This window comes from Roseivirga seohaensis, from assembly GCF_001592945.1.
Lineage (GTDB): Bacteria > Bacteroidota > Bacteroidia > Cytophagales > Cyclobacteriaceae > Roseivirga > Roseivirga seohaensis.
In genome coordinates this window covers 1-26,941 of record NZ_LRPB01000002.1, presented here as the reverse complement: position 1 = coordinate 26,941, position 26,941 = coordinate 1, and the positions used below count along the sequence as shown (strand labels likewise).

The window sequence follows — 26,941 nt, the reverse complement described above, 5'->3', positions numbered from 1 at the left end:
ACTGATAATCAACTGGTTGAACACTAAATAACCATCACTGAAATAAGAATATATCACTAAAAAAATAGCCTTTCAAATGAATATATTTGGAATTATGATGAAAAGTCTATTGTTTCACCCCGCATTTATTTAAGTACAACAAATCACCTCCTCAAAACATTTAGTAGCCATCATAGTATTCCATTTTTAAAGAGAAACCTATGGGAAAAACCGTAGCAATTATTGGCTCTGGTGTGGCTGGTTTGGCTTGTGCTATTCGCTTGGCCAAGAAAGGGCATATTGTAACCGTATTTGAAGCAAACTCCTACCCTGGAGGAAAACTAACAGAAATTAAATTGGGCGACTACCGCTTTGATGCCGGCCCCTCATTATTTACTTTACCAGAAGAGGTTGAAGCACTTTATGAGTTACATGGTTTAGATGCAAAAGCTTATTTTGATTACAAAAAACTTGATTCTACCTGTAAATATTTTTACCCCGATGGCACTGAAATTAATGCGGCAGCTGATATAGAAGCGTTTAAAGAAGAAGTCCATCAAAAAACAGGAGAACCAAAAAAGAATATTGAAAAGGCTTTAAGAAAAAGTTCGTTCCTATACGAGTTCCTCTCACCATTATTTATGCACAAATCACTGCATAAGTTAAGTACATGGGTGAGTATAAATGCCTTCCGATCGTACGGAAAACTATCCAAGTTCAATTTTAATCGAAGCATGCATCAGGTCAATCAGGCACGATTTGAAAACGAAAAAGTTGTGCAACTTTTCGACAGGTACGCTACCTATAATGGCTCAGACCCATATCAAGCACCGGGTACAATGAATATCATTCCACATTTAGAGTTTGGAATAGGTGCCTATTTTCCTACCAAAGGAATGCATGACATCACCCAAAGTTTGTATCAACTTGCGTTGAAAGTAGGTGTCAAGTTTCACTTCAATACCTCGGTGAGCAAAATCACATTACACGAAGGCAGAGCCAAGGGGATAGTAACCAAATACGGCTTTCACAAAACGGATAGAATAGTTAGCAACATGGATATTGTTGGAACTTATGAAAGGCTACTGAAAGGTGAACGGAAGCCCACTAAACTCATTAATCAACCGAAATCAAGTTCTGCCCTCATTTTTTATTGGGGAATAAAGAAAGATTTTCAGCAACTCGACCTTCATAACATTTTCTTTTCTAATGACTATGAAACGGAGTTTAAACACATTTTCAAAAAAGGAAGCATTTACGAAGACCCAACGGTTTATATCAACATTACTTCTACTCAAAAACCAGACGATGCCCCAGAAGGATGCCAAAACTGGTTTACTATGATTAATGTGCCTAACAACCAGGGGCAAGATTGGGATGTGATAATTAAAGAAGCTAGAAAAAATATTTTAGCAAAACTCTCCAAGCAATTGGGTGAAGCTATTGAGCCGTTGATTGAGGTAGAAGACATTTTAGACCCTATTAAAATTGAGGTTAGAACCTCATCTACCCAAGGTGCTCTTTATGGAAACAGTTCAAATAACAAGTATGCTGCTTTTTTAAGGCACCCAAATTTTTCAAGCAGAATAAAGGGCTTGTATTTCTGTGGTGGAAGCGTTCATCCTGGTGGTGGAATTCCGTTATGCCTATTATCGGCAAAGATTGTAGCCGATAATTTTGAGTAGTTAACGCGAGGTAACCAAAGTAGAGTCTGACTGTGCTTCTAGGTTCTTGGCAAACAAAGTTTTGTATTGGTCGTATCGCTCAAAAATTTTCTTGACGTAGTTCACGGGTTCATCACCTCTACAATAACCAAATTGTACTACTGGGTCGGTGTAATATTTTTCGGTTGATTTAGAGATCAAATAATCCGCTACATTACCGTCCCAAACTTCGGGGTTACCCCCATACTTTTTGGTCAACTTTACAGCATCCATTACATGGCCTTGCCCTACATTATATGAACCTAGAACGAACTTCAATCGCTCCTTAGGATCTGACACTTTATCAGCCCAATAACCTTCCAGCCATTCTAAAAACTCGGTTCCTGCCTCTATGCTTTCCTCGGGGTCAAAAGGATCCTTCACGTTGAACCGTTCAATAGAAATATCTGTAAGCTGTAAGAGACCTTTTGCTCCGGCCCACGACTCCACTTCCGGATCAAACTTTGATTCTTGATAGGCCAAAGAAGCCAACATTACCCAGTCGACAGAAAGGTTTTTAGCTGCCAATTTAAACAAGTCGTCATAAGGCGAAATCATTGTACCTCCTACCGAACTAAAATCACTTTGTGCTCTTAAGTTCTGCGACTTTCTATATTTAAAATATCGGTCGTAGATCATGTTAAAATCTGGTGTTGCTTTTACTTCACCCAGCCAATGATCGATTGTATCTTTTAAAATAGGCGCATTTTTACGCACTGCCCAAGCAATTTTCTGAGGAAAACTAATGGCCGTTTCCACATCCAAATCTGGATAGTAAGTAGCATTAATCATCGCGATATCTTCATCGGCAATTGTATATTCAATTTCTCCTTCTGCCACCTTTTTAATCAACGCTTCGGTATCCATGACACCAACATCCTCAAGGATTATTATGTCTTCACCAATTTCATTCGATAAGTTTTTGAGTCTTTCGGAGAAAGAAGAGCCCTTTCGCGTATGCACCTCTTTCCCTCCTAATTCCAGCGGGTTTCTGATCATACTTTCTTCTATATCATGAAGCTTCATGTTTCTCCAGCCTTCGGGTTTGCGCTGCACCAACACTTGTCTTACCTCGGTATGACTCTCTGTAAACGCTACCCTTTCTGTTCGTTCTTTGGTTACTGTTAAATGGTAGGCCATTACATCGGCTGCTCCCGTATTGAGCATAAAGAATGCTTCTTCAATATCTGATGTAAGCTTAATTTTAAGAGACAGCCCTAAATTTGAGGCCATTCGCGACAATAGGTCATATTCATAGCCCATAGGCTGACCTCTGTAAATAAAATATCCGGTAGAGCTATTGTCGACTACCGCGGTTAGTGTGCCGCGCTCTTTAATATCGTCAAATCCAATCTTAACTGGTTCAGCGCGTAACTCAGGCTTAGTTTGTTGACTATTGCTTGTGGTAGCGCTTTTTCGGCACGATGAAAATAGAAGGAGCCCTGAACACAGGGCTATAAAAATCACAAACGACTTTCTTTTTATCATATTCTCTCCTGATGGTGAGCAAGAACTTAAACTAGCCAAAGGGGCAAATCGTTCAAATTCAATTAGATAAAATAGTCAACAAATCTTACAGATCAAAATAAGCGGAACCTTATTGTCTATTTACATTTCCGCCAGAAAGCCTTTTAAGCTCAATTTCTGATAGCTTAACGTTGTACTGAGTGGTAATTTTTCTGATTTCTGCCTGAACTAAATTAATCTGGGCTTCGCGTAATTCAATTGCAGTTGAGTTTCCTACTTTGAATCTTTCAAGGGCAATATCATAGTTCTCTTTGGCTACTTCTAAGTTCAATTCCTCAAGCTGATACAAGCGAATGTTGTTTCTGTAGTTTCCATAAACTTTACGCACATCAGATTCTAATGACTGCGTTAGATCTCGGATTTGAAGTTCAGCTACCTCCAACTGAATCTTGGCATTCTGTTCTCTACGCTTTAAATCAAAGCCATTGAAAATATTGAAGTTGAGGCCAGCACCATAATTAAAACCGGTGGAAAGGTTACTTAAAACAGCTCCGGCATCGGAGTTTCTATCGTTATAAGTATACCCAAAATTGAGGCTAATCGTAGGGTATTTTTCAGCATTCAGTTCTTTAATCTGTAAATAATTTACCTCACGATTTCTCTGTGCTCTTACCACAGCAGGGCTATTAAGGTTGGCCTCAGCCAGTACATCTTCTAACTGAATAGAGCTATCAAAAGAAAAGCCAGAAGTGATTTCAAACTCGCTTTCTAAATCTTGCCCCAATAATCTGTTCAGTTCTAATTTCACATTATTAATTAATTCTTGCTGAATCAGAAAGCTAGATGAGTCGGAATTATAATCTACTTGTGCCTGAAGATAAACTAGTTTTGAAGCCTTACCCACTTCGTATCGGGTATTAGCCAACTCTAAACGCTGTTTACTTAAATCTAAGGCATCTTGAAAAACACGCGCTCTTTCTTGTTCTAACACTACTCTGTAATATGCGTTAGAGATAAGCGCAATGTTATTTTCTATCTGAATTTGTAAATCATCTTCCCCTAATTGGGCTTGTGCTTTCAATCTATCTCGGGTATGAAACATTCCTAAACCATCAAAAACTGTCCAGTTTAGGGTCGGAGAAATATTCAAGTTATTGGTCTTGGCGTCCTTAATCTCTCTGGTTTCGTTACTGTTCGCCAATTGCTGGGTTACATCTGTATTACTATACGATTTATTCGCAGAAATTCCGAAAGTAGGCAACAATGCACCATAGCTCATATCGGAGTTGTTGGCACTTGTTTCTGCCGATTTCTTTGAAATTTTAATCGATAAGTTATGTTCAAGCCCCAAATGTACGGCCTCGGTAATGGTTAGCGGTTCTTGCGCACTTACTTTTACTAAAGCGAAAAAGAGTAGTGCTAAAGCTATTTTCAATTTCATAATTAGGCAGTCGTTCTTGAAAGTCTACTTTTTTTACTGGTGAAATAGGTATAGATCGCTGGAATCACATAGAGTGTTAATACCGTAGAGAAAATCAACCCACCAACAATGGCCACGCCCATAGAAACCCTACTTTCGGCACCAGCGCCAAGCGCTAGAGCTATTGGTAAAATTCCTAAAATGGTAGAAAGAGAAGTCATCAAAATAGGTCGGAAACGTGATTTTGCGGCATCCAAAACAGCATCACGAACACTTAATCCATCGGCTTTTCTTTGATTGGCAAATTCTACAATCAGGATTCCGTTTTTTGACACGAGCCCCACCAACATAATGATACCAATTTGGCTAAAGATGTTTAGTGACTCTTCGTACCTCCAGATTACAAGCAAGGCTCCAGCTAAAGCGAGAGGCACCGTAAACATGATGATCAGAGGGTCCACAAAGCTTTCGAACTGAGCAGACAATACCAAGTAAATCAAAATCAAGGCAAATCCGAATGCAAAGTAAAGGCTGTTGGCGCTATCTCTAAATTCACGAGATGTTCCTGCCAAATCCGTAGTAAAAGATTCATCTAATACCTCCTTAGCAATGGCATCCATTACATCAATTCCTTGCCCTGTGGTTACCTTTGGCGCCAAACTGGCCGAGATTGTTGCTGCAGCAAATCTATTGAAACGATATAGTTGCGGTGGCGAACTATTTTCTTCAAGGCTTACAAGGTTATCCAACTGAATCAATCTTCCATCAGATGACCTAACGTACAAGGCCTTTAAATCTAAAGGATCGTTTCGGTTGTCTCTATCTACTTGCCCAATAATTTGATATTGCTTTCCGTCTAAAATAAAGAAACCAAACCTTTGGCCTGCCAAACCTAATTGTAAAGTTTGAGCTACATCTCTTACTGAAATCCCTAGCGTTCGAGCCTTTTCTCTATCAATTTCGATAGTGATTTCTGGTTTAGTAAATTTCAAATTCAAGTTCACAAAAGTAAACTCAGGAGAATCTTGCGCCTTAGCCATAAATTCTGGCAGTACTTCCTTCAGCTTTTCCAAATTTGGAGCTTGTATTACGTACTGCACGGGGAATCCGCTACTTCTTCTACCACCAATAGTCGCTGGCTGAGAAAGTGAAGTTCGGGCTTCGGTATACTGAGCTAAAATTGGGGTAAAGTCATCTAAAATTTCCTGCTGACTCCTTTCTCGTTCCGAAGGATCTTTCAGCATAATGGTAATTCTAGCAGAGTTCATAGAGCTGTTTCCAAAACCAGGCGAAGTAATCGTAATTAAGGCTTCCTTTTCTGGAATATGTTTGTCTACAGCACTGATAATGCTATCAACATATCTATCCATGTACTCAAAAGTGGCTCCTTCTGGTCCTGTTGCATTGGCACTTAACGAGCTTCTATCTTCTAAAGGTGCAATCTCTTCCGGTATTCTATTTCCAGACAAAAAGAAAACAATCATTCCTGCAGAGAGCAAAATAATTACGAATGCCATCCACCTCATATTCATAAAGCCATCCAGTGAATTATTGTAAGCTCGATTGAGGCTTATAAAGAATGGCTCGGTTTTACGGTAGAACCAATTCTTTTTCTCTGATTTTCTCAGAAGCTTAGAACTCATCATTGGAGTAAGCGTGAGCGCCACAAATGATGAAATCACCACTGCCCCTGCTACTACCAGTCCGAATTCTCTAAAGAGTCGACCAGTGAGGCCCTGAAGGAAAATCACAGGCATAAACACCGCTACCAAGGCCACGGTAGTAGAAATTACAGCAAAGAAAATCTCGTTCGTTCCTTTAATACCAGCCTCTTCTGGCTCCATTCCTCCTTCAATTTTGGAGTAAATATTTTCGAGCACTACAATAGTATCATCTACCACTAATCCAATGGCCAAAACGATTCCTAAAAGGGTAAGAACATTAATGGAGAACCCAAAAATGTACATTACGAAAAAGGCTCCAATCAATGAAATGGGGATGGTCAATACAGGAATCAGGGTTGTTCTCCAATCTCGTAAAAAGAGGAAGATAATAACCACCACCAGCGCAAAGGCAACAATGATGGTTTGTTGTACTTCGCTAATCGACTCTCGAATATATTCGGTATTGTCAAAACCTATCCCTAGTTCAATATCTGCAGGAAGGTCCTTCTTAATTAATTCAATTCTTTCGTAAAAGTTATCTGCAATCTCGATACTGTTAGAGCCTGGCTGGGTTACTACTGCAATCCCCACCATTGGCACACCATTTCTCTTCAGAATTGTTCTATCATTTTCTGGGGCAAGTTCAGCCCGGCCAATATCTCTAAAGCGAACAATGGTTCCGCCATCTTCTTTTACAATTAGGTTGTTAAATTCCTCAGGAGAGTTAATTCTACCAATGGTTCGAACTGCGATTTCGGTGCTGTTGCCTTCTACCGCCCCTGAAGGTAACTCTACGTTATCACGGCCTACGGCATTTTGAACATCTAATGGCGTAAGTTGGTAGGCGGCCAATTTATCTGGATCCATCCATAAGCGCATTGAATAGCGCTTTGAGCCCCAAACTTGAACTGAACTAATACCCTGAATGGTCTGAACTCGTTCTTTAAAAATGTTTTCTGCCAGAAGTGTAAGGTCGAGCAGGTTTCGCTCTTTACTCGATATATTCAAAAAGATAATTGGGCTGGCATCTGCATCTGCCTTTCGTACCGTTGGCGGCTCTACATCGGGGGGCAATCGCCTTACTACTCCAGCTACTTTATCCCTTACATCGTTGGTTGCCGCTTCTAAATCAACACCTAAATCGAACTCCGCAGAAATTGAACTTCCACCATCACGACTTGTTGAAGTTAAGGTTTTAATACCCGCAATACTGTTGAGCGCTTCTTCAATTGGCTCGGTAATTTGAGCTTCAATAATTTGAGCGTTCGCGCCAGCATAACTTGTAGAAACGGAAATTACAGGAGGATCCACACTAGGAAACTCACGTACTCCCAAATAGCTAAAACCAATTACCCCAAAAATCACGATGATGATATTCATCACCATAGCAAGTACGGGGCGCTTGATACTGATGGTTGATAAACTAGACATACTTTATTGTGTTAAAGATGAAATAGAAATCGAAGAGCCTTGTCTTATCTCTAATAATCCAGAGGTAATTACCGTATCCTGTGGGCTAAGTCCTTCTAGAATCTGAACAGAACTTTCAGTTCTAAGGCCAATTTTCACTGGCACCGACTGCGCTTTTCCTCCCTTAGCTACAAATAGCATGTGGCCATTCAATTCAGGAATTACGGAAATTGCAGGAACCATTAGAGCGTCATTTACAGACGACATAATCAATTCAATTTTAGCAAACTGCCCTGGCAAAAGCTTTCCATCTTCATTACTGGAAATAGCCCTCATTCTTAGGGTTCGGGTGTTCTGATCGATTTGCGGTTCGAAAGCGTAAACTGTCCCTTTAAAAATTTCTGTTGATGTTTCGGTTTCAAATTGGATTACATCGCCCACACTTACAATAGAGGCGTATTTCCCAGGTATGGCAAAGTCAATCTTAACAGGATCGATACTGTAAAAATTGGTGATAATAGTGCTATTAGTAATATAGGCACCCTCACTGATTTCTCTTAAACCTAATATTCCGTCAAAAGGAGCAACAATAGATGTTTTCGCCAATTGTGCTTCTATCACCTTAATGTCGGCTTCGAGTGTATTTAGATTGGTTAATGAAATATCGTATTCCTCTTGGCTAATGGCTTCTTTGTCGAGTAGCAGCTTTTGCCTATTTTCACTGTCTACGGCCAACTTTTTACTAAAACGTAGTTTTTCTAATTGCGCTTGAAGTTCATCGTCTTTCAGACTCACTAGTAAGGTGCCCTTTTTTACCTTTTGCCCTTCCTTAAAATGAACCTTGGTGACTAAGCCCGAAACTTCACTTTTAAGTTCAATAGATTCGTTAGGCAAAATTGAACCTGTAACCTTAATTTTATTTTCTAAAAGCTTTGGTGTAACCACTACACCACTCACTGGAAGTGCCGATTTAGCCCTTGACGTGTTTTGCGCTGAGGCTTCGGTATTTGCGCTACTGCCAGTAATTTCATCAAATCGAGGGTATACCGCCCATGCTGCAACCGCCAAAATGATTATCAAGACTAGAATTATTCTTGATGTTTTACTCATTGTAATAAATAGTTAGGATAAGGAATGTGTTCTTATAAATGCTATTGAAAGCTTGTTAAATTCATCGGGTTGCTCAACGTTGCATACATGGCCGCAGTTATTCAATATATTTAACCACGCATTTTTATGATGTGAAACTAACTTGAGCACTTGTGGAAGGAACATATAGTCTTCATCACCCATTAAATATAGGGTTGGGGCTATTGTTTCCTTCTCGTTAAAATATTTTAGTAATGGATTAATGTTATTTGTCAACTTAAACCATTTCATAAATTCATGCTGACACAGTCTTTTGGCCTGACCAATAAACAAATCTCTCGATTCAGCATTTCGCTTTCTTGGCATTATAATCCAAGCAAAAAGTTTGTAGAGCCAAATAAAAGGCACAAACCTTTTTAGTGCGTTGCCTACCCCCACCAAAAATTTAGACCTAACATTTAAACGAGTAACAGCCCCTCCTAAAACAAGAGATTTCACTCGCTCGGGAGCAATCTCGCAAAGTGTTCGAATAATTATTGTACCTAGTGATATACCCACAAAGTGGGCGCTTTTAATCTTGAGGTGATCTAATACTTCAATAATATCTTTACTAATATTCTCAAAGTTGTGGTCGTTGGTAAAGTAGCGCTGAAAAGCTTCTTGAGATTTACCATGCCCCCTTAAATCGATCAAGAGTACATTAAATTCGCTTTTAAAGCTTTTTATCTGACGAAACCAAATGGAAGAACTTCCCCCGGCACCATGGATAAAAGCTACCCATTCATCAGATTGATTATTTCGATATGTTTTATAATATAGCAAGGCTTCGCAGTTAGAGGCAAAACTAACTTAAAGGTTTAATTTTTGTTTAACCGTTTGAAAAACTTAAAGGTTCAAACCTAAAATAACCAGTTTAAAGCATCTTTAGGCCGGTTAGTTTTATCGAATAAGTGAGCAAACACTCCCATTTTCAGTAAACAAAAAAGCCATCTTAGGTTACCCCAAGATGGCCTCTTTAATATTGTTAGAAATTTACTCTTAGAAGTTAATTCTCAAAGTAGCATTCCAAGTTGTTCCGAAACCAAACCATACTGAGTTTGCGTAGTCGATACCTTTCCATGCAGGAGCAGATTCGTTAGCTCTATGAATGTTAGTGTTTGATTCAGAGATGTAAAGTGTGTTGAATAAGTTGTTAACGTTCACTCTGAAAGAAGATGAGTTACCTAACAAGTCAAATCTTACTGTACTACCTAAATCTACTAATCCGTAAGAAGGCAACTTAAGTGCTCCTTTGTTGTTCGGCTGTAAGAAGTCAGTATTGTTAATTGAGTAGTCAGCATAAAGACCATCAACAAAACGGTAAGCTAAATCAAAGTTCAATTTTCCAATTTTGTATTCAGCCTCGAAGTATGAAGTAAACTGAGCAGCATCACCAACTTTAGCATCTTTAACATAAAGTGTAGCGTTACCAACTGACTGGTTTTGATCGTTGAATACTGTAGCGTTAAAGTCTTTTGTGTATTTCCAATCACCTGCAGACACCATACCTTTGAATTTCAATTGGCTGTTATATCTGTAGTCTACTTCTAATTCTAGACCCATGTGACGAACATCAACATCTTTGAATTGAGCAGTTCCGTCAATACCACCTGGAAGTGACACTCCTTGTGAAATGAATCTGTTACCCCAGTTAGTAGAATAAGCGTTAACATTAACTTTCAAGTTATTATTCACAAAACCATAACCCAACTCAAGAGAAGTAATCTCCTCATTTTGAAGATCAGTATTTACGTCATTAGCAAAACCAGGGAACACTGCATCGAACAATGGTTGTCTAGAGATATAACCTGCATTAAAGAAGAAGTTAGATCTTTCATCAAGGTTGTAGTTCGCACCACCTTTAACATATCCACCACCAATGTTTTTCTTTTCAGAAATTGGGTTTGCTGGTTGATCAAAGAAATCTTCTCTTTTGAATGATTGGTTTGAGTAACCTGCTTGTAATACAGCAGTAACAGAAGACTCATTGTTATACTCGATCAAACCGTTAACACCTTGCCATCCAACAATACCAGTGTTGAAGTAATCTATTTTCTCTCTTTCTAAACCAGTGTTTCTAAACGGAGAAGCAGAGATAGTTACGTTTTGGATTTGACCAGCAGAGTTGGCGTTACCAGTTGAATAATATCCATCAAGCCCCATTAGGTTTTCTAAAGCTCTGTAATGGAAACCAGTGTAACTTCTTAAATCAACACCTACAGAATATCTCCATTTGTCTTTTGTTATATCTAAAGTAGAAATACCACCTACCCAGTTATGTGAGTTCATTGAAGCTCTTCTTACTAGTACAGCTCTATTTACTCCATCATTTCTAAAACCATTAGAACCAATTAACTGACCTTGGAAACCAGAGATTGAACCTGTATATGGAGATGTTGTTCCTCTATTTACTGCGATTACGTTATCAAAGTCGATAGAACCGTCAGGGTTTCTTGAAGCAGCACCTTTGCCATCTTCGAGTAAATGTTTGGTTAAATCAATATTGAAAGGGTATAGGTCGATATCTGAGTTACGGAAGTTACCACCTCTTGGGCCTGTTCCTCCACCTCTACCGGCAGAACCATAAAGTGATGTTGCTAATTTTACGTCATTAGAAATCTCCCAATCCCAGTTAAAAGTTGCTAATGGTTTGTTGTAGAAGTTTCTTCTCATGTTGAATTCTTCACCACCTAGCTCACCAGCATCAGTATTCCATTTTCTGTCAACACCTGACTCACCAAAATTGATGTAATCACGGATAGACACCCAGCTGCTTCTTTGGTTGTGCCACTGACCAGCTCCTAAAACTGAAAGGTTAAGAGCATGATTAGATCCTTCTGGAGCATAACCAACAGCTGCAAAGTAATTCCAACCTTCACCAGAAGTTCCGTTCACATAACCGTTACCAGACCATCTGCTCAATAAGAATGAGCTTGCCCATCCGTTATCATTTTTACCAGTGTTGTAAGACACTGAAGTTTTCACATAACCATCATTACCAATACCTTGAGTAAGCGTTCCTCCTTCTTCAACTTCAGCAGCTTTAGTGAAGATAGAAACCGTTCCTCCTACAGATGGGACAGCTAATCTTGAAGCACCAAGACCTCTTTGGATTTGGATACCTGAAGCAACGTCAGTCATTCCTTGCCAGTTACTCCAATAAACCCAACCATTCTCCATGTCGTTTACTGGTTGACCGTTGATCAAGAAAGAAGTATTGCTTTGAGTAAAACCTCTCAAAGACAATCTTGAGTCACCGTATCCTCCACCTTCTTTTGTAGTATATACACCTGGAGTTCTGTTCATAATCTCAGGAAACTCCATGTTACCTACCTTCAAAGTAATTTCAGAAGGAGCAATAGTAGTAATTGCTACAGGTGTTTCTCTTTCTTTCGCAACGTCAATCACGTTAGAAGTAATAACAATTTCACCTAAAAGGTTAGCTTTAGGAACAAGCGCTACTACCATTCCTTCTGCTGCTACCATTTCCATGGTCTCAAAGCCAATAAATGATATCTGTAAGGTTTCTCCTGCCTTAGCACCTTGTAATTTAAAAGAGCCATCAAAACCAGAAATAGTTCCTGTTTGAGTCCCCTTAATAACTATTGTAGCACCCTGTAATGGGTCTTTAGATTCCGCGTCAATAACCTTTCCGGTTATCTGAGCGAATGCTGCTTGAGATGCCAGTATAAGCACCACACTTAGTAAAAATTGTCTCATAAACGAAATTTTAAATATAGATTAGATTAGATATTAGAAATCGTACTTGTTTTTCAAGGCAAAAGTAACATATTAGAAACGCTGCGGCTTTTTAACAAATGTTAACGTTTCGCTATGAATGACAACCATACTTAACGTTAACTTAATATTCATTTTTAGATTCTACCTTTAAGCAGTTTCACCAAACAAAATTAGGTTAAAAGCTTTTACACCAACCATTTATTCTATACAAAACACCAAAATCTGCATTTGATAAATCAGGATCCAAAACCATACTTTATTGTTTTGCGATACAAAGTTAAATGTTAAAAAATGTAAAGTAAATTTTCCTTTCATAATTATTTATAACCGTTCAAAAAAATGAAGCGTACTAGCAGAAAGAAACTAAAAAAGATTGGTCTATTTTTTCTTCCACAATCCGATCACTATATTCGATTAAAATGACACTACAAAGTGAATTATGAAGGTTTTTGCTCCTCTATTTTCCCTGTTGGCCTTACTGAGCCTTTCTTTTTCTGCTAATGCACAAAAGGATTTAAGTTATTATTTACCTGCCAATGTTATTTATAACCAAAGCATTCCTACGCCTAAATCTGTAATTGGGCATGAGGTAGGTGAATGGCATATAACCCATGATAAACTGGTGTTATACATGCGTACCCTCGCTGAAGCTTCAGACCGAATTACTATTGAAGAAATTGGCCTTACACACGAGGGGCGTCCGCAATTAATGCTTACTATAACCCATCCTAATAATCAGGCAGGGATAGAAAAGATAAGAACGGACCATGTGTGGCTTACTTACCCAAACGAATCGGACAAGTTCGATATCAAAAAAATGCCCGCTGTTATTTCTATGGGCTTCAGTATTCATGGAAATGAGTCTTCTGGTTCTAATGCGGCTATGCTAGTGGCCTATTATATGGCAGCAGCGCAAGGCCCAGAAATTGAAAATGCCCTTAGAAATACCGTAGTTCTTCTGGACCCTTCGCTTAACCCCGATGGACTAAACCGATTTTCCACTTGGGCTAACATTCATAAATCAAAAAACATTAATCCCGACCCAAATGACAGGGAATACAACGAGGTTTGGCCAGGCGCTAGAACCAACCACTATTGGTTCGACCTGAACCGCGACTGGCTTCCGGTACAACAACCCGAGTCGCAAAACAGAGTCGCAAAATATCATCTTTGGAAACCTAACGTATTCACAGATCATCATGAAATGGGAACCAATTCTACATTTTTTTTCCAGCCGGGTGTTCCCGCCAGAACACACCCGCTTACTCCAAAAGGAAATCAAGAATTGACTGAGAAAATTGGCCAGTTTCATGCTGAGGCTTTAGATAATATTGGCTCCCTCTATTTTACCAAAGAGGGTTATGATGACTTCTATTACGGAAAAGGCTCAACTTTTCCTGACATCAATGGGGGAATAGGTATTTTGTTTGAGCAAGCAAGCTCTAGAGGCCATGCTCAAGAAAGTGACAATGGCATTTTGGAATTCCCTTTCACCATAAAAAACCAGTTCACCACTGCACTTTCCACCTGGAAAGCCGCAGTAGACATGCGCGTGGAGCTTCTTGATTATCAAAGAGATTTCTATAAACGTGTGTTGCGAGATGCCGATAATGATGACATTAAAGCATACATTTTCAAGGCAGAAAAAGACCCTGCACGGTCGTACCATTTGGCGGATATATTAGACCAGCAAGAAGTTGATTTTTATAGACCATCCAGAAAATTAAAATTCAACAATGAAGAATACACGCCAGAAAACAGTTACATCATTCCTTTAAAACAGCGCAATTACAAGCTAATTAAAGGCATGTTTGAAAAAAGAACCACTTTTGAAGATAGCCTCTTTTATGATATTTCTGGGTGGACGTACCCGCTCGCTTTTGACCTTGAGTATAGCGAGCTGAGCAGCCGAGATTATGGCCGAAACCAATTGGGCGATAAAGTAATGAAGCCTCAGTTCCCTAAGGGAAGCGTTATTGGCGGACAAAGCAATTATGCCTATGCTTTTGAATGGCATGGCTATTATGCTCCGCGAGCAGCCAACCGTTTACTGGAAAAAGGGATTAGAATTAAAGTAGCCACCAGCAAATTTGGCGATGGTAAAGATCTAAATTTTGACTATGGAACCATTTTAGTGCCCGTAAGCAACCAAAAACTTTCTGCAAGCGAGCTATATATCCAAATGCAAACCATTGCCAATACAGACGGCATTGACGTTTATGCCATGAATACCGGGCTCACAGAAGGTGTTTCATTAGGTAGCAATGCTTTTATAAATATAGATAAGCCAGAAGTAGCGCTAGTAGTAGAGTCAGGAAGCAGTGCTGATGCCGGTGAGATTTGGCACTTATTAGATACCCGAATGAACATGAGGGTTACCAAATTACCTGCCGACAGACTTGGTTCTTCGGCCATTAGCCGTTACAATACGATTGTGATTACAGGAGGGGTTAATTTATCTGAATCAGGCATGGAAAACCTCAAACAATGGATCAGAAATGGAGGCACATTAGTAGCCAGCAACAGTAGTGCCACGGCATGGGCAGCCAGAAACAAACTGACGCAACTCAAATTTGTAGACGTAGAACAATACACAGGAGAAAAAATCACTTACGATCAAATCTCCAACTTTCAACGTGGGCAATCTATCCCTGGAGGGGTTTACATGAGCGAACTCGAATTATCGCACCCAATGGCTTATGGTTATTACAATAAGGAACTCCCCACCATGCGAAGAGGCAACCTAATGATTGAGGCGTCTGAAGATAAATTTTCAAACCCTGGGTTATATACGGAAGACCCGCTACGTAGTGGCTGGATTAACAAGCCAAATCTTGAAGCTTTAAAAGGCACTTCTACCATTAGAGTAGGCGCTTTTGGTCAAGGGCGAATTGTCTCATTGGTAGACAACCCTAATTTCAGGGCTTTTTGGTATGGCACAAACAAACTGATGATGAACGCTATTTTCTTTGGTAGAATCGTAAACTCGTCTGCGGCAAAATAATTAACCAGTATACTACTCAAATAAGGTGGCCTCAACAAAGCCACCTTATTTAAGTTTTCCGACAATCATTTTAGAAAAAGTATTATTTTTGTCAAAATTACTCCCTTTGAACCAGAGACTTTTTCTTCTCGACAAAAACTACATCCTTAAACAGGTACAAGAAGACATGAAGCATAGCCTTCAGGTAGAACTTGTGACTCAGATTAAGCAAGGTTATTTCAACTTGTTTAATCCCTTAAGGCTGATAGACGACCTCTCTGAAAAAGTCGAGAATTTTGAACCCTCCGACCTTTCCTTTTTTGATGAATTATACACCAACTTAGCTGGTATTTACCGCTATCAGGCTGAAGGAAATCAGTTAGAGTTACTGTTTGACGGAAGAAGCCATTACGACAAATATTTGGATGACTGGAAAGCAGGCTTTCAGGCTTATTTGACTGAACTATGCCTTAAGAAAAACTTTATTTTAGCAGGTTTAGAATTGACCGTTTTACATTCGCCAGAGCGAAGATTGGAACTGGCCCAAAACAGAATGAAGGTTTGTATCTACGAACACTTCGGCCTTAAAATTTACAAATACAAAGGCATTCAAAAATACGAGAGTAAAAGCGCGTAAAGACTTATCGCTTTATTTCGCTGAATTTAATCCATTACTATTCCTAAGTACTGAACCAGTGGCTAACATTAGCTTTTAGCAGCCTTAGGGCTTTGAATTTCATAGAGGATTTAATACCTCCTTCTGGCGGAAAATGGTTAAAACCATTACAGATAAACATTCTCACACATAGCCCACGGTTTAAACCGTGGGCTATGTTTTGGACTGCTCGCTCAGAACCGTTTTAACGGTTTATAATTCTGCAATTGACAGCAGATTATTGAAAATATACCACCAACCAACTTCATAAACATTATTATATGCATTCTATATCGAAGTTTTTATAAATTACATGAGATACATACACCACCGAGATGACGCATACATAATGTTTACTACAATCATGAAAAGCATTGCATTACTCATATTAACATTGATTTTAATCACAAGTTGTAATTCAGAGCAAACTTCATCGGAATTAGAGAAAATGAGCGAAGAACTTGCTGACAAACAAAAGCAAGTTGTTGAATTGCAAAACCAAGTTAAACAACTAGAAAAAGAATTAAAACCAACCCCAACAAATCAGCAATCATCAGACTATTATCTTTTTGTTGAAAGCTCAGGTTCTGAGATCAACGTTGCTGAAAGATTAAAAAGTGGAGAACGAAAATTAATTGATAAAAAGGATTTTACAGACACTTTAGATATCTCTGATAATTTTTTTGTTTATCAACATACATCAGAAATCACACAAACCACAGATTCAGAATTTGAATCAATTCTTCGGGATTTTGATCAAGTTGAATCAGAATATGGTGACAACTTTTATGTTAGAGTAATGACTTTTTATAACGGACAACGTTTGCCTCTGGAAACAGAAAACTCTAAAACTGATATACATATATTAATTCAACCAACAGAATTGGGTTATAAAAATAAGACATTTGTGGTTTCCGACTTTTATGATGTTGATGTGAAATCATTGAAAAAGTACGACAGTAGTGTTGAACTGATTTTTGAACACGGCAGATTTCCTCGAAAAAAAGAAACAATTGTAATAAGACCAGAATTGGTGAAATTTAAGAGTAAATAACCGCAAGTAGCAATGTACAATTTCCCTTAGCATTAACTTGCACACCACCTTAACTAACGTTTGCCTCAACGCTAGACAAAGAGTTTGAATCTCAAAGAGTCGCAACGAGACGCCCGCCTGAAAAATACAGTCACCAATAAACAAGATAAAAACTGAATATGTAACTTAGGAGTCCACGTTATCATGTCCATAGGATAATTGCTAACGCGCACTTTCAATAAACTATTGAAAATATATCGTGCATAAAAGTGCGCGTTACATAACGTTATGAGCAAATACTGCAATGAATATAGATTGGACACCAATATCTGAAGTTGAACTTTATAATGAGATACAGAAAACCGAACTTGATCTAAACGGTGAACTTTCGAACTTCTGGGAGTTGATTAAAGTAAGTCCGTCCAAGTGGAAAGAACCGATTTATGGAATTGAGGGTAGTGGATTTTGGGTAGTTGCTATTTGTGGTAAATACATTATTTGGTACAACGATATTGAAGAAGGCTTTAACATTTCAACTTACAGTGTTTACGGAGTGATTAGTGAATATCATTGCAACCAAGACGAGCTCAGCTGGACGGTTGAACGACTATTTTCACTAGTGAAACATGGAGGTAATTTGATAGGTAATGCAGGGCCACCTCAACCGCTAAATGAATGATTAGGGTTTATTTAGATTGGAATCTCTACTCGATTCTTAAACAACCAAAGTTGGAGCCGCATTTGATATTAAATTCATTTCTCCAAGCTAACTCAGATAAAATTCAGTTGGTTTATTCTTCCTCTCACTTGGATGATCTGAGTGAAACAAGTAGTGGTAAAAGAATCGAATTGCAAAAAGATCTTCTGCACTTGTCTCGAATGACTAATAACATTTGTATCGTAAGTTATTGGGGGTCAGAAAAAGTCATCTTGGATAATCGTGATCCAACCGAATTTTTCCATTCTAACCTTAAAAACAACTCGGGATTCGTTCTGGGATTCTTCGAGTGGTTAAGAAAACTTGTTACGAACAGATATGGACAAATTAGAGATGGCGTAATTCAACCTCACCTCAACATAGATGTGACGAAAATATGTAACTATAAAGTACTTGATTTAGACAAGATGATTAGGGAGGCAAAGCTCTCTGACTCTCTAGAAAATTTCCTGAAGAAAGGATTGGAACTACGTGGTAGTCGATATGATAAGTTATCATATATAGATTACTACTATACCGCATACACAGCCCTAGATCTGATTTCCTTTTATCCAGATTCGATGAAGGAGAAAGGCAATTTTGAGAACCTAAAAAATGATGCTAACCATTCGGCTTACGGTTCCTTGTGCCATGCCTTTATAACAAATGACAATAAGTGCTACAACAAATCAAAATTCTTATTTGATTACTTTGGTTCTAAATCAACGCTAATAAGAACTTGCAAGAGAAAGAATATAGGCAAACTGAAAGAGGAGTTAAATAATCTGCTCATAACAGGCTCTAAGCCTAATCGGCTTACTTAGTTATTTCCCACTAGCACTCACTTCCCACTGCGGTAACTGGTGCTTACCTCAACGCTAGACAAAAGAGTTTGAATTTCAAAGAGGCGCAATGAGGCGCCACGACTAGTGCGCGGAGGAAGTTTATCGCTTTATTTCGAACCCCTCAAATCCACTCACTACAATACTTTCTACGAGTACATTTTCAACGCTGGCATTGGAGGGGCCATGATGGCACCAGCTCACCAAAGCATTTAAGTTTTCTTCAGAACCCTCGGCTATAATTAAAACAGATCCGTCTGATTCATTCTTACACCAACCTTTGATGCCAAGTTGCTTTGCTTGCTCTTGGGTTGAAGCTCGAAAATAGACACCTTGAACTTTACCTGTTACCTTAATTCTTTTGGCTTGCATAGTATTCTTCCATAATGGCAACTGCGGAGGAAACGCCTAATCTATCGGCTCCGGCATTAATAAGGGCTTGAGCATCTGCCAAGGTTTTAATGCCTCCAGAAGCTTTTAAGCCTACGTTCGAGGGTAAACTTCTACGCATCAGTTTGATGTGTTCTACTTTTGCGCCAGCATTAGAAAAACCCGTAGAGGTTTTTACAAAGTCGGTTCCAGCATCGGCACAGAGTTTAGAGGCCAATACAATTTCTTCATTGGTCAAATAAGATGTTTCAATAATCACCTTCATCAGGCAATCGGCCTCGTGGATAATTTTAGCACACTTGGCGAGTTCTATTTTCGTCCAAGGCAAGCCTGTTTTAAAAGCCGAAATGTTCATGACAATATCCAGTTCATTGGCACCGTTTTCAATGGCTTTTTCAATCTCGGTTACTTTGGTTTCTGTCATTTGGTAACCTAAAGGAAAACCAATCACCGTTACCAACTGAATGTCGGCAGTACCAATTTCTCTAGCGGCCTTCTTCACCCAAAACGGAGGAACACAAATCCCAAACAACTGGTGTTCTTTGGCCTCAGCCACCAATCGATCAATGTCGTTTGCGGTAATGGTTGGCTTAAGGTTGGTGTGCTCTAGGTAATGATTAATGTTCATCTACAAAATCTTGGAGGTAAGCGTAATCGGGCATCAGTTTACCATTCTGACAAATGGTAGCCCTTTCAATAATTCTATCTTTATCTTCGCCCACAAGGTTTGGCAAAATGTGTTTGAGAAATTCCTTCCCAAAATCTTCAGAAGCATTTCTAGGCAATTCGCAAGGCAAATTATCTACCGCCATCACGGTAATATTTCCCTCATCAGCAAAGGCAGATTCTTCTTTATTATCGCTTGGGTTATAATCGTAAACAGGGTCTGCAATTGTACTTGGGCGAATGGTAGAAGGAATTGAACCTTCGATATCACAGGTAATATCTGCAATTACACGAATCTTAAATTCGCTTCTGTTGGCATCTTCCTTGGTAAAAAGTACAGGTGCTTTTGGGTCCCAAAAAGCCCCAGCAATCAGTATATCAGCCTTTTTAGCATACTGCCCAAAGCTCGATTCGTAATTCGCTGGATTCTGATAGAATTCATCTCGGCTAAAAGAACCGCCACCAATGCGCTGGTTATAATCTCTGGTATTGAGTTGGGTATATACAGGCTCATTGAAGTATTCGGTCAAGAATTCAACAGGACTCACTTTTCTGATTTTCATACCAGTAAGCACTTCCATAGCACCTTTAGAAACACGGCCACCACCAGTAAGCGCAATTTTAATGGCTGGCAGTTTTACCTTGCTGTATTCCTTCTGCATATCCTCCATATCAAAGCATTTGTTGGCAGGACGCAAGTGGAAAAGGTTATAGCGTTTTCCGTAAGTCAGAATTCCGTTATAAGCCCCAACAATACCCGCGTAACGACCAAAAGCGATTAACCTTTGATGTTGCAGATTGGTCAGGCATTCCCAGTCAACCAATCGGATTTGTTTTTCAAGAATGGTTTGAAGCAAGCCTCGATTATACTCTTGTTTTTTTATGGTATGCGAGAAAAAGAAATGGGTTTTTCCATCGGCCAACATATTAATGGGCACTTCTTTTACACCCAAAATAATATCGCAATCAGATACATCATCCACCAAAATGGCTCCTGCTTGTTGATATTCCGAATCTTCGAAACAACGAATATCGCTTCGCTGACAATGTACAGTCACATTATCATAAGTATTCAACAGCGTTTCAACTTGAGTTGGAGTAACCGGTACGCGCCTGTCTACCGGCACTTTACCTTCTTTAATGATTCCGATTTTCAATTCTTGCATGTTCAAAGTTAATAATAAGCTGAAGGTTCAAAATAGTAAATAGCGGACTTATTTTACGAAAAGTCGCTTACTCAGCCTGAACTACTTAATGTCTAGAATAGACACTTCGATTCTTCTGTTTTTTGGAGAAATGCCTTCTTCAATCGGCATAGTTTCACCATAGCCTTTATAAACAAAAGTCTCTTTTGGTAAGCCTTTATTGACAAAGTAGTTAAGCACTGATTTTGCCCTTTCGGTAGAGAGGTTCAAGTTATAGGCTTCCTCTCCAGAAGTGTCGGTATGGCCGCCAATTTCAATGAGTAGTTCGGGATTATCTTTGAGAAAATCAACCACAATATCCAGTTCCTTAGTGGCCTTTTTGCTGAGTTCGGCACTATTCAATTCGAAAAGAATATCGTTTAAAATCAACTTTTCGCCTTTCTTAATGGGCTGAAGGTAAATGGTGGCTTCATTCCCGTTTTCCCACAAAACATCAACTTCTTCTTTATACAGCAAATAACCTCGCTTTTTTACATACAGGTTGGCATCTTCTACTTTGGGCAGCACCAAATTAAACCGGCCACCTTCAAAGTCAGAATAAGTGCGTGAACGAATGGAGTCTTTAGCGATATCGGCCACATAGATTTCAGAAAAAAGCGGAGTGCTATCGGCAGCACTGAGCACCAAGCCTTGCTTGTAATCCACCAACTGTTTCGGAATTAAATCGTCTGGCAATTTAAACCGATACAAGCTCGAAGAGCCATCGAAATGGTTGTCGCTGTAATAGGCCCAGCCGTCAATGCTGATGGTGTAACCCACCTGATTTCTGTGGTTATTGATAGGATAACCCAAGTTTCTTGGCTCCGACCATTCGCCTTGGCCAAGCTGTTCTGTTTCGTATAAATCATAGCCTCCAAAGCCCAATCTGCCGCGTGAGGCAAAGAATAAATTAACCCCATTGGGATGAATGTACGGAGAGCAATCATCGAAACGAGTGTTGATGCTTGGCCCTAAATTCACGGCCTCCATCCATTTCCCATTCTGTTTTGTTGATTTATAAATGTCTTGTCCGCCTTCACCATTAGGCCGGGCACTGACAAAGTAAAGCTCACGGCCATCTTGAGAAAGCGAAGGCTGAGATTCCCAATGAATTGTGTTCACTGCCTCCCCTAAATTTCTGGGCTTCGACCAATCACTTCCTTCTCTATAGCTGATGTACAAATCGCAACTTCCAAGGCCATCTGGCGCATTGCAACCAGTGTACACCAAAGTATTTCCGTCAGCCGAAATAGAGGCCGTTCCTTCGTTTCTATCGGTATTAATTTTTTCAGAAATCTCTAGCGGTTGGCTCCAAGCTTCACCATCCCTCTGGCTAAAGAATAGGTTTTCATCACCTCTGCCCTGATTATAACGAACGGTGTAAACCAAAAGACCCGAAGCCGTAATGGAAGGGAAATACTGTTGCGATCGATTATTGAGTGGGGCTGGAAGTTTTTCAAAGTCAATATTTCGTGGGTTAGCACTTCCTTCAAGGGCATAATCAATGGAGGAAGTAACGATTTCAAACAATGCAGCATCTAAGCCCAAAACACGCCCTTCGATTTGATCTTTCAGGTTTTTGGCTTGCTCATATTTTCCTTCAGAAAATAAGGCATAAGCGGCATCGGCCAGCATTCTGTTTTTGAACTGTTGATCCACCTCTTCCACATATTCATCGTAAAGCTGAAGCGCTTTTTCAAGCTCTCCCCTCTTGATCAAAATCTGATGTGTCAGCAAAATGGCTTCATCAAAACTATCATCACGCTTTAAGGCTTCGAGCAAAAGGTTATATGACTTGTAGTAATTGCCAACGTGATCGAGCGATTGTGCCTCTTTGTAAAGCTCAATCGCCTTCTTATTTCGGGTATGAAGTTTATCTACTTCTTGGCCGTTGGCCAGAAGAACACAAAAGAGAAAGGATATGGTAATGAAAAACCTCAAATAGCTAAACTACGGTATATTCATAAACTTATGAGTTTGTAAGGATATTTTCCACTTGGGGTTATTTTTTACATACTCAATAATTTCGGGCAGCATTTTTTCCGACTGATCCCATTCCGGCTGCATGTACAGCAAACTGTTTTCATTCATTTTTGCAGCATGTGCTTCGGCCCATTTAAAGTCGCTTTTATTGAAAATAATGACTTTGAGCTCATCGGCAGCAGCATAAAACTCTTCTTTTGGAGCTTTAAATTTCTTGGGCGAAAAACACAACCAATCCCAATTGCCTGAAAGCGGATGCGCACCAGAAGTTTCAATATTCGTTTGAAACCCTGCTGCGTGAAGTTGGTTCGTTAGGTCGGTCATATCGTACATCAAAGGCTCACCGCCTGTCACTACGGCCAAACGCCCCGGATGTACCGAAGCATTAGCAACGATTTCCTCCACAGATTCTTTTGGCCATTGACTGGCATCCCAAGAATCTTTCACATCGCACCAAACGCAGCCCACATCGCAACCGCCCAATCGAATAAAATATGCTGAATTTCCAGAGAAATGACCTTCTCCTTGAATGGTATAAAAAGCTTCCATTACAGGAAGCTGTGTGGTTTTCATCGTTTTTGACATCTCAATTTTTTAAAGCAGGGTGTTGAAACTGCGGGTTCTATTTGACAGATCCTGAAACATCCCGAATTCTCGGGACAGGATGACTTTAAAGCGGTTAAACTAATTTCTGTGAAGTAAGGAAAGTATTCCAGAGTAATGAAGCGATCGTCATTGGACCAACACCACCCGGTACAGGCGTAATGAACTCACACTTTGGTGCTACTTCATCAAACTTCACATCGCCTTTTAACTTAAAGCCCGACTTGGTTTGATCAGACGGAACTCTATGGATTCCAACATCAATTACAGTTGCACCTTCTTTTACCATATCGGCAGAAACGAAACCTTCCTTACCAATAGCAACGATAAGAATATCGGCTTGCTTTGTAATTTCAGCTAAGTTTTTGGTTCGGCTGTGGCAAAGAGTTACCGTTGCATTTCCTGGGTTGCCGTTTCTCGACATTAAAACACTAATTGGTGTACCCACTGTATTGCTTCGACCAATAACCACGCAATGTTTACCAGAAGTTTCAATACCATTGCGCTCTAACAAAAGCATCATTCCTTTTGGCGTAGCAGGTAAAAGTGTAGGCAATCCTAAAAGCATTTTACCCAAATTCACTGGGTGGAATCCGTCTACATCTTTATTTGGAAGAATGGCCTCCACTACTTTTTGCTCGTCAATTTGTTTAGGAAGCGGCACTTGAACGATAAAGCCATCAATTTCAGGGTCATCATTCAATTTCTGAACAGTGGCCAACACCTCAACTTCAGAAGTTTCTTCAGGTAGATGAATCAAGGTAGAGCCAAATCCGATTTGCTCGCAGGCTTTTACTTTGGCGTTCACATAGGTTTGACTTGCGCCATCATTACCCACCAAAACAGCAGCCAAATGAGGGGTTTTTCCTCCTTCAGCTTTTATCTGTGCTACTTTATTTTTCAACTCATCTTTTATGGATTGAGCTGTGCCTTTTCCATCCAATAATTGATATGCCATTGTTTATGCTTTAATCTAACTTAAGAACCGCCATAAATGCTTCTTGTGGAATTTCCACATTACCTACCTGACGCATTCTTTTCTTACCTTTTTTCTGTTTTTCGAGTAATTTTCTTTTTCTCGAAATATCACCACCATAACATTTCGCCAAAACGTTTTTACGCAAAGCTTTCACGGTTTCTCTGGCAATAATTTTCGTCCCAATCGAAGCCTGAATTGCGATTTCAAACATTTGACGTGGAATAAGCTCCTGCAATTTCTCGCATAGCCTCTTTCCCCATTCGTAGGCTTTATCGCGGTGAACAATGGCCGAAAGTGCATCTACTTTTTCACCATTCAATTGAATATCTAATTTCACCATGGTAGACTGACGGAAGCCAATCAACTCATAATCGAGCGATGCATAACCACGAGAGATGGTTTTTAGCTTATCAAAGAAATCGAAAACGATTTCGGCCAAAGGCATTTCGAAAGTTAGTTCTACTCTGTCGCTTGTGAGGTAAACTTGGTTTTTAATGATTCCACGCTTATCCATACACAGGCCAATAATTCCGCCTACATACTCCGACTTAGAAATAATTTGAGCGCGAATAAATGGCTCTTCTAAATGCGAAATAGAAGAAGGGTCAGGCATTTCAGACGGAGCATTAATTTTAAGAATAGATCCATCTGTTCTTACCGCATGAAACTGAACCGAAGGAACGGTAGTAATTACCGTCATGTCAAATTCACGCTCTAGCCTTTCCTGAATAATTTCTAGGTGAAGCATACCTAAGAAACCACAACGGAAGCCAAAGCCCAAAGCGGCAGATGTTTCAGGCTCCCAAACTAAGGAAGCATCATTCAATTGAAGTTTCTCCATAGAAGCCCTCAATTCTTCGAATTCAGAAGTTTCTACAGGGTAAATACCTGCAAAAACCATTGGCTTTACATCTTCAAAACCTTTAATAATATTAGTGGTTGGACGATCTGGGTGTGTAATGGTGTCACCCACTTTCACCTCTTTGGCCACTTTAATTCCAGAAATGAGGTAGCCCACGTTTCCTGCGCTAATTTCTTTTTCGGGTTGTTGTTTCAGCTTCAGAATACCAATTTCATCGGCATTATAAACCCTATCCGTATTTACGAATTTAATCTTATCTCCTTTTTTGATGGTTCCATCAAACACACGGAAAATTACTTCGATACCTCTAAAAGAGTTGAACACTGAATCGAAGATCATCGCTCTCAAAGGTGCTGTAGGATCACCTTTTGGCGCTGGAATTTTTTCGCAAATGGCTGTTAGAATATCTTCAATACCCAACCCTTCTTTTCCACTGGCTCTGATAACGTCTTCGGGGTCGCAGCCGATTAGTTCTACCACCTGATCCGTCATTTCTTCAGGCATAGCACCTGGTAAATCTATTTTATTGAGCACTGGAATAATTTCCAGGTCGTGATTCAAAGCCAAATAAAGGTTAGAAATAGTTTGCGCCTCCACACCCTGAGAAGCATCTACAATAAGCAATGCGCCTTCGCAGGCAGCAATTGATCGAGATACTTCATATGAAAAATCCACGTGTCCGGGGGTGTCGATAAGGTTGAGGGTATATTCCTCACCCTTATGCATATATTTCATTTGGATAGCGTGACTCTTGATAGTAATACCACGTTCACGTTCCAAGTCCATGTTGTCCAACAACTGATTCTGCATGTCGCGATCGCCAACGGTTCCAGTGAACTGAAGTAGACGATCGGCCAAAGTACTCTTACCGTGGTCGATGTGTGCGATAATGCAGAAATTCCTGATTCTCTCCATAATTTTTAAAAGAAGTGCAAAAATAGAAAATTATGATGCATTTGCTTTGTGGGCATAACCATTAATTTTGCACTATGTTATTGGCAGACAAGAAAAAGAGACAGAACCTATCGGAATACATCGTTTACATGTACCAAACCGAAATGTTGGTTCGGAATTTTGAGTTCGATATTCAAAAGATTGAGAACCATGTGGTGAAAAATATTCCTGAAGAAAGCTTAAATGCGGAAGGAAAAGCGGAACTGACTGAATGGTACAATGGCATCATTGCTCAAATGAAGGAAGAAAAACTGGAGCGCGAAGGCCATCTGAGCTTTGTTCAGGATGAAGTAAAACGTCTTTCTGACCTTAGTTTACAGCTTCAGGTGGATGATGAAAACTACCGCGCAATTTTCAATCGTGCGCGTCCTGCTATTCGTGCTTCTATTGTTGAGTCTAACGGCTTAGTCAACGACCCCATTCAAGCTTGCCTTAATGGCATTTTGGGTTTACTGATTGCCAGAATGAATGGAAAAGAAATTCTAGACGACACCTTAGCACAGCTTGATCACTTTGGGAATGTACTCTCGTATCTATCGGTGAAGGTTAAGGGTTGATTAGTTATTAGTTATGAGGGGAATCAGGAATCAGGAATCAG

The 26,941-nt window shown here is 39.6% G+C and carries 20 protein-coding genes; 7 read left to right on the top strand and 13 right to left on the bottom strand.

The window, feature by feature from the left end:
* Positions 1-200: 200 nt before the first annotated feature.
* The gene (gene crtD / locus AWW67_RS01140) at positions 201-1,664 is read left to right on the top strand and encodes a 1-hydroxycarotenoid 3,4-desaturase CrtD (RefSeq protein WP_062299642.1); all 1,464 of its coding nucleotides are present in this window, start codon (positions 201-203) and stop codon (positions 1,662-1,664) included.
* Here the strand turns inward: crtD and AWW67_RS01135 are convergent, their stop codons facing one another.
* The 6 genes from AWW67_RS01135 to AWW67_RS01110 all read right to left on the bottom strand — a co-directional run bounded on the left by AWW67_RS01135 (position 1,665) and on the right by AWW67_RS01110 (position 12,491).
* A complete protein-coding gene (locus AWW67_RS01135) occupies positions 1,665-3,170 on the bottom strand; it encodes an MltF family protein (RefSeq protein WP_062299640.1) in 1,506 nt (501 codons plus the stop codon).
* 109 nt (positions 3,171-3,279) lie between these two features.
* Complete coding sequence (locus AWW67_RS01130; protein WP_062299639.1) at positions 3,280-4,590, bottom strand: TolC family protein; 1,311 nt, start codon at positions 4,588-4,590, stop codon at positions 3,280-3,282.
* A 2-nt stretch (positions 4,591-4,592) separates the two neighbouring features.
* Positions 4,593-7,664 carry an efflux RND transporter permease subunit gene (locus tag AWW67_RS01125; protein ID WP_062299637.1) on the bottom strand — a complete coding sequence of 1,024 codons (3,072 nt, stop codon included), beginning with the start codon at positions 7,662-7,664 and terminating at the stop codon, positions 4,593-4,595.
* Between the two features lie 3 nt (positions 7,665-7,667).
* Positions 7,668-8,753: an efflux RND transporter periplasmic adaptor subunit gene (locus AWW67_RS01120; RefSeq protein WP_062299636.1), complete on the bottom strand. Its 1,086-nt coding sequence runs from the start codon at positions 8,751-8,753 to the stop codon at positions 7,668-7,670.
* Between the two features lie 12 nt (positions 8,754-8,765).
* Positions 8,766-9,554 (bottom strand): alpha/beta fold hydrolase, encoded by a 789-nt coding sequence (locus AWW67_RS01115; RefSeq protein WP_053224851.1) that lies wholly within the window; start codon positions 9,552-9,554, stop codon positions 8,766-8,768.
* Positions 9,555-9,770: 216 nt separating this feature from the next.
* Positions 9,771-12,491 (bottom strand): TonB-dependent receptor, encoded by a 2,721-nt coding sequence (locus AWW67_RS01110; protein WP_062299634.1) that lies wholly within the window; start codon positions 12,489-12,491, stop codon positions 9,771-9,773.
* A gap of 460 nt (positions 12,492-12,951) precedes the next feature.
* Between AWW67_RS01110 and AWW67_RS01105 the strand changes: the two genes are divergently transcribed.
* The 5 genes from AWW67_RS01105 (at position 12,952) to AWW67_RS01085 (ending at position 18,704) form a co-directional block, all read left to right on the top strand.
* The gene (locus tag AWW67_RS01105; RefSeq protein ID WP_062299633.1) at positions 12,952-15,516 is read left to right on the top strand and encodes a M14 family metallopeptidase; all 2,565 of its coding nucleotides are present in this window, start codon (positions 12,952-12,954) and stop codon (positions 15,514-15,516) included.
* Between the two features lie 106 nt (positions 15,517-15,622).
* Complete coding sequence (locus AWW67_RS01100; protein ID WP_071387027.1) at positions 15,623-16,132, top strand: hypothetical protein; 510 nt, start codon at positions 15,623-15,625, stop codon at positions 16,130-16,132.
* A 382-nt stretch (positions 16,133-16,514) separates the two neighbouring features.
* Positions 16,515-17,204 carry a hypothetical protein gene (locus tag AWW67_RS01095; protein WP_062299629.1) on the top strand — a complete coding sequence of 230 codons (690 nt, stop codon included), beginning with the start codon at positions 16,515-16,517 and terminating at the stop codon, positions 17,202-17,204.
* A 283-nt stretch (positions 17,205-17,487) separates the two neighbouring features.
* A complete protein-coding gene (locus AWW67_RS01090; protein ID WP_062299628.1) occupies positions 17,488-17,862 on the top strand; it encodes a hypothetical protein in 375 nt (124 codons plus the stop codon).
* The gene (locus AWW67_RS01085) at positions 17,859-18,704 is read left to right on the top strand and encodes a hypothetical protein (RefSeq protein ID WP_062299626.1); all 846 of its coding nucleotides are present in this window, start codon (positions 17,859-17,861) and stop codon (positions 18,702-18,704) included. The genes AWW67_RS01090 and AWW67_RS01085 overlap by 4 nt, the downstream gene beginning before the upstream one ends.
* Positions 18,705-18,824: 120 nt before the next feature.
* On the opposite strand, the gene AWW67_RS01080 is transcribed toward AWW67_RS01085, so the two are convergent.
* The 7 genes from AWW67_RS01080 to lepA form a co-directional block, all read right to left on the bottom strand.
* Complete coding sequence (locus AWW67_RS01080; RefSeq protein ID WP_062299624.1) at positions 18,825-19,094, bottom strand: acylphosphatase; 270 nt, start codon at positions 19,092-19,094, stop codon at positions 18,825-18,827.
* Positions 19,075-19,740, bottom strand: coding sequence for a deoxyribose-phosphate aldolase (gene deoC, locus AWW67_RS01075; RefSeq protein ID WP_062299623.1), 666 nt, complete (start codon positions 19,738-19,740; stop codon positions 19,075-19,077). The genes AWW67_RS01080 and deoC overlap by 20 nt, the downstream gene beginning before the upstream one ends.
* Complete coding sequence (locus AWW67_RS01070) at positions 19,730-20,944, bottom strand: NAD(P)-dependent oxidoreductase (RefSeq protein WP_062299621.1); 1,215 nt, start codon at positions 20,942-20,944, stop codon at positions 19,730-19,732. Before AWW67_RS01070 ends, deoC begins: the two co-directional genes overlap by 11 nt.
* Positions 20,945-21,025: 81 nt before the next feature.
* Positions 21,026-22,903: an OmpA family protein gene (locus AWW67_RS01065; protein ID WP_062299620.1), complete on the bottom strand. Its 1,878-nt coding sequence runs from the start codon at positions 22,901-22,903 to the stop codon at positions 21,026-21,028.
* Positions 22,904-22,912: 9 nt separating this feature from the next.
* The gene (locus tag AWW67_RS01060) at positions 22,913-23,530 is read right to left on the bottom strand and encodes a 7-carboxy-7-deazaguanine synthase QueE (protein ID WP_062299618.1); all 618 of its coding nucleotides are present in this window, start codon (positions 23,528-23,530) and stop codon (positions 22,913-22,915) included.
* Positions 23,531-23,624: 94 nt separating this feature from the next.
* A complete protein-coding gene (gene folD / locus AWW67_RS01055) occupies positions 23,625-24,506 on the bottom strand; it encodes a bifunctional methylenetetrahydrofolate dehydrogenase/methenyltetrahydrofolate cyclohydrolase FolD (RefSeq protein ID WP_062299616.1) in 882 nt (293 codons plus the stop codon).
* Between the two features lie 10 nt (positions 24,507-24,516).
* A complete protein-coding gene (lepA, locus tag AWW67_RS01050; protein ID WP_062299614.1) occupies positions 24,517-26,304 on the bottom strand; it encodes a translation elongation factor 4 in 1,788 nt (595 codons plus the stop codon).
* A gap of 74 nt (positions 26,305-26,378) precedes the next feature.
* On the opposite strand from lepA, the gene AWW67_RS01045 reads away from it, so the two are divergent.
* Positions 26,379-26,900: a DUF4924 family protein gene (locus AWW67_RS01045; RefSeq protein WP_062299612.1), complete on the top strand. Its 522-nt coding sequence runs from the start codon at positions 26,379-26,381 to the stop codon at positions 26,898-26,900.
* The last annotated feature ends 41 nt before the right edge of the window (positions 26,901-26,941 follow it).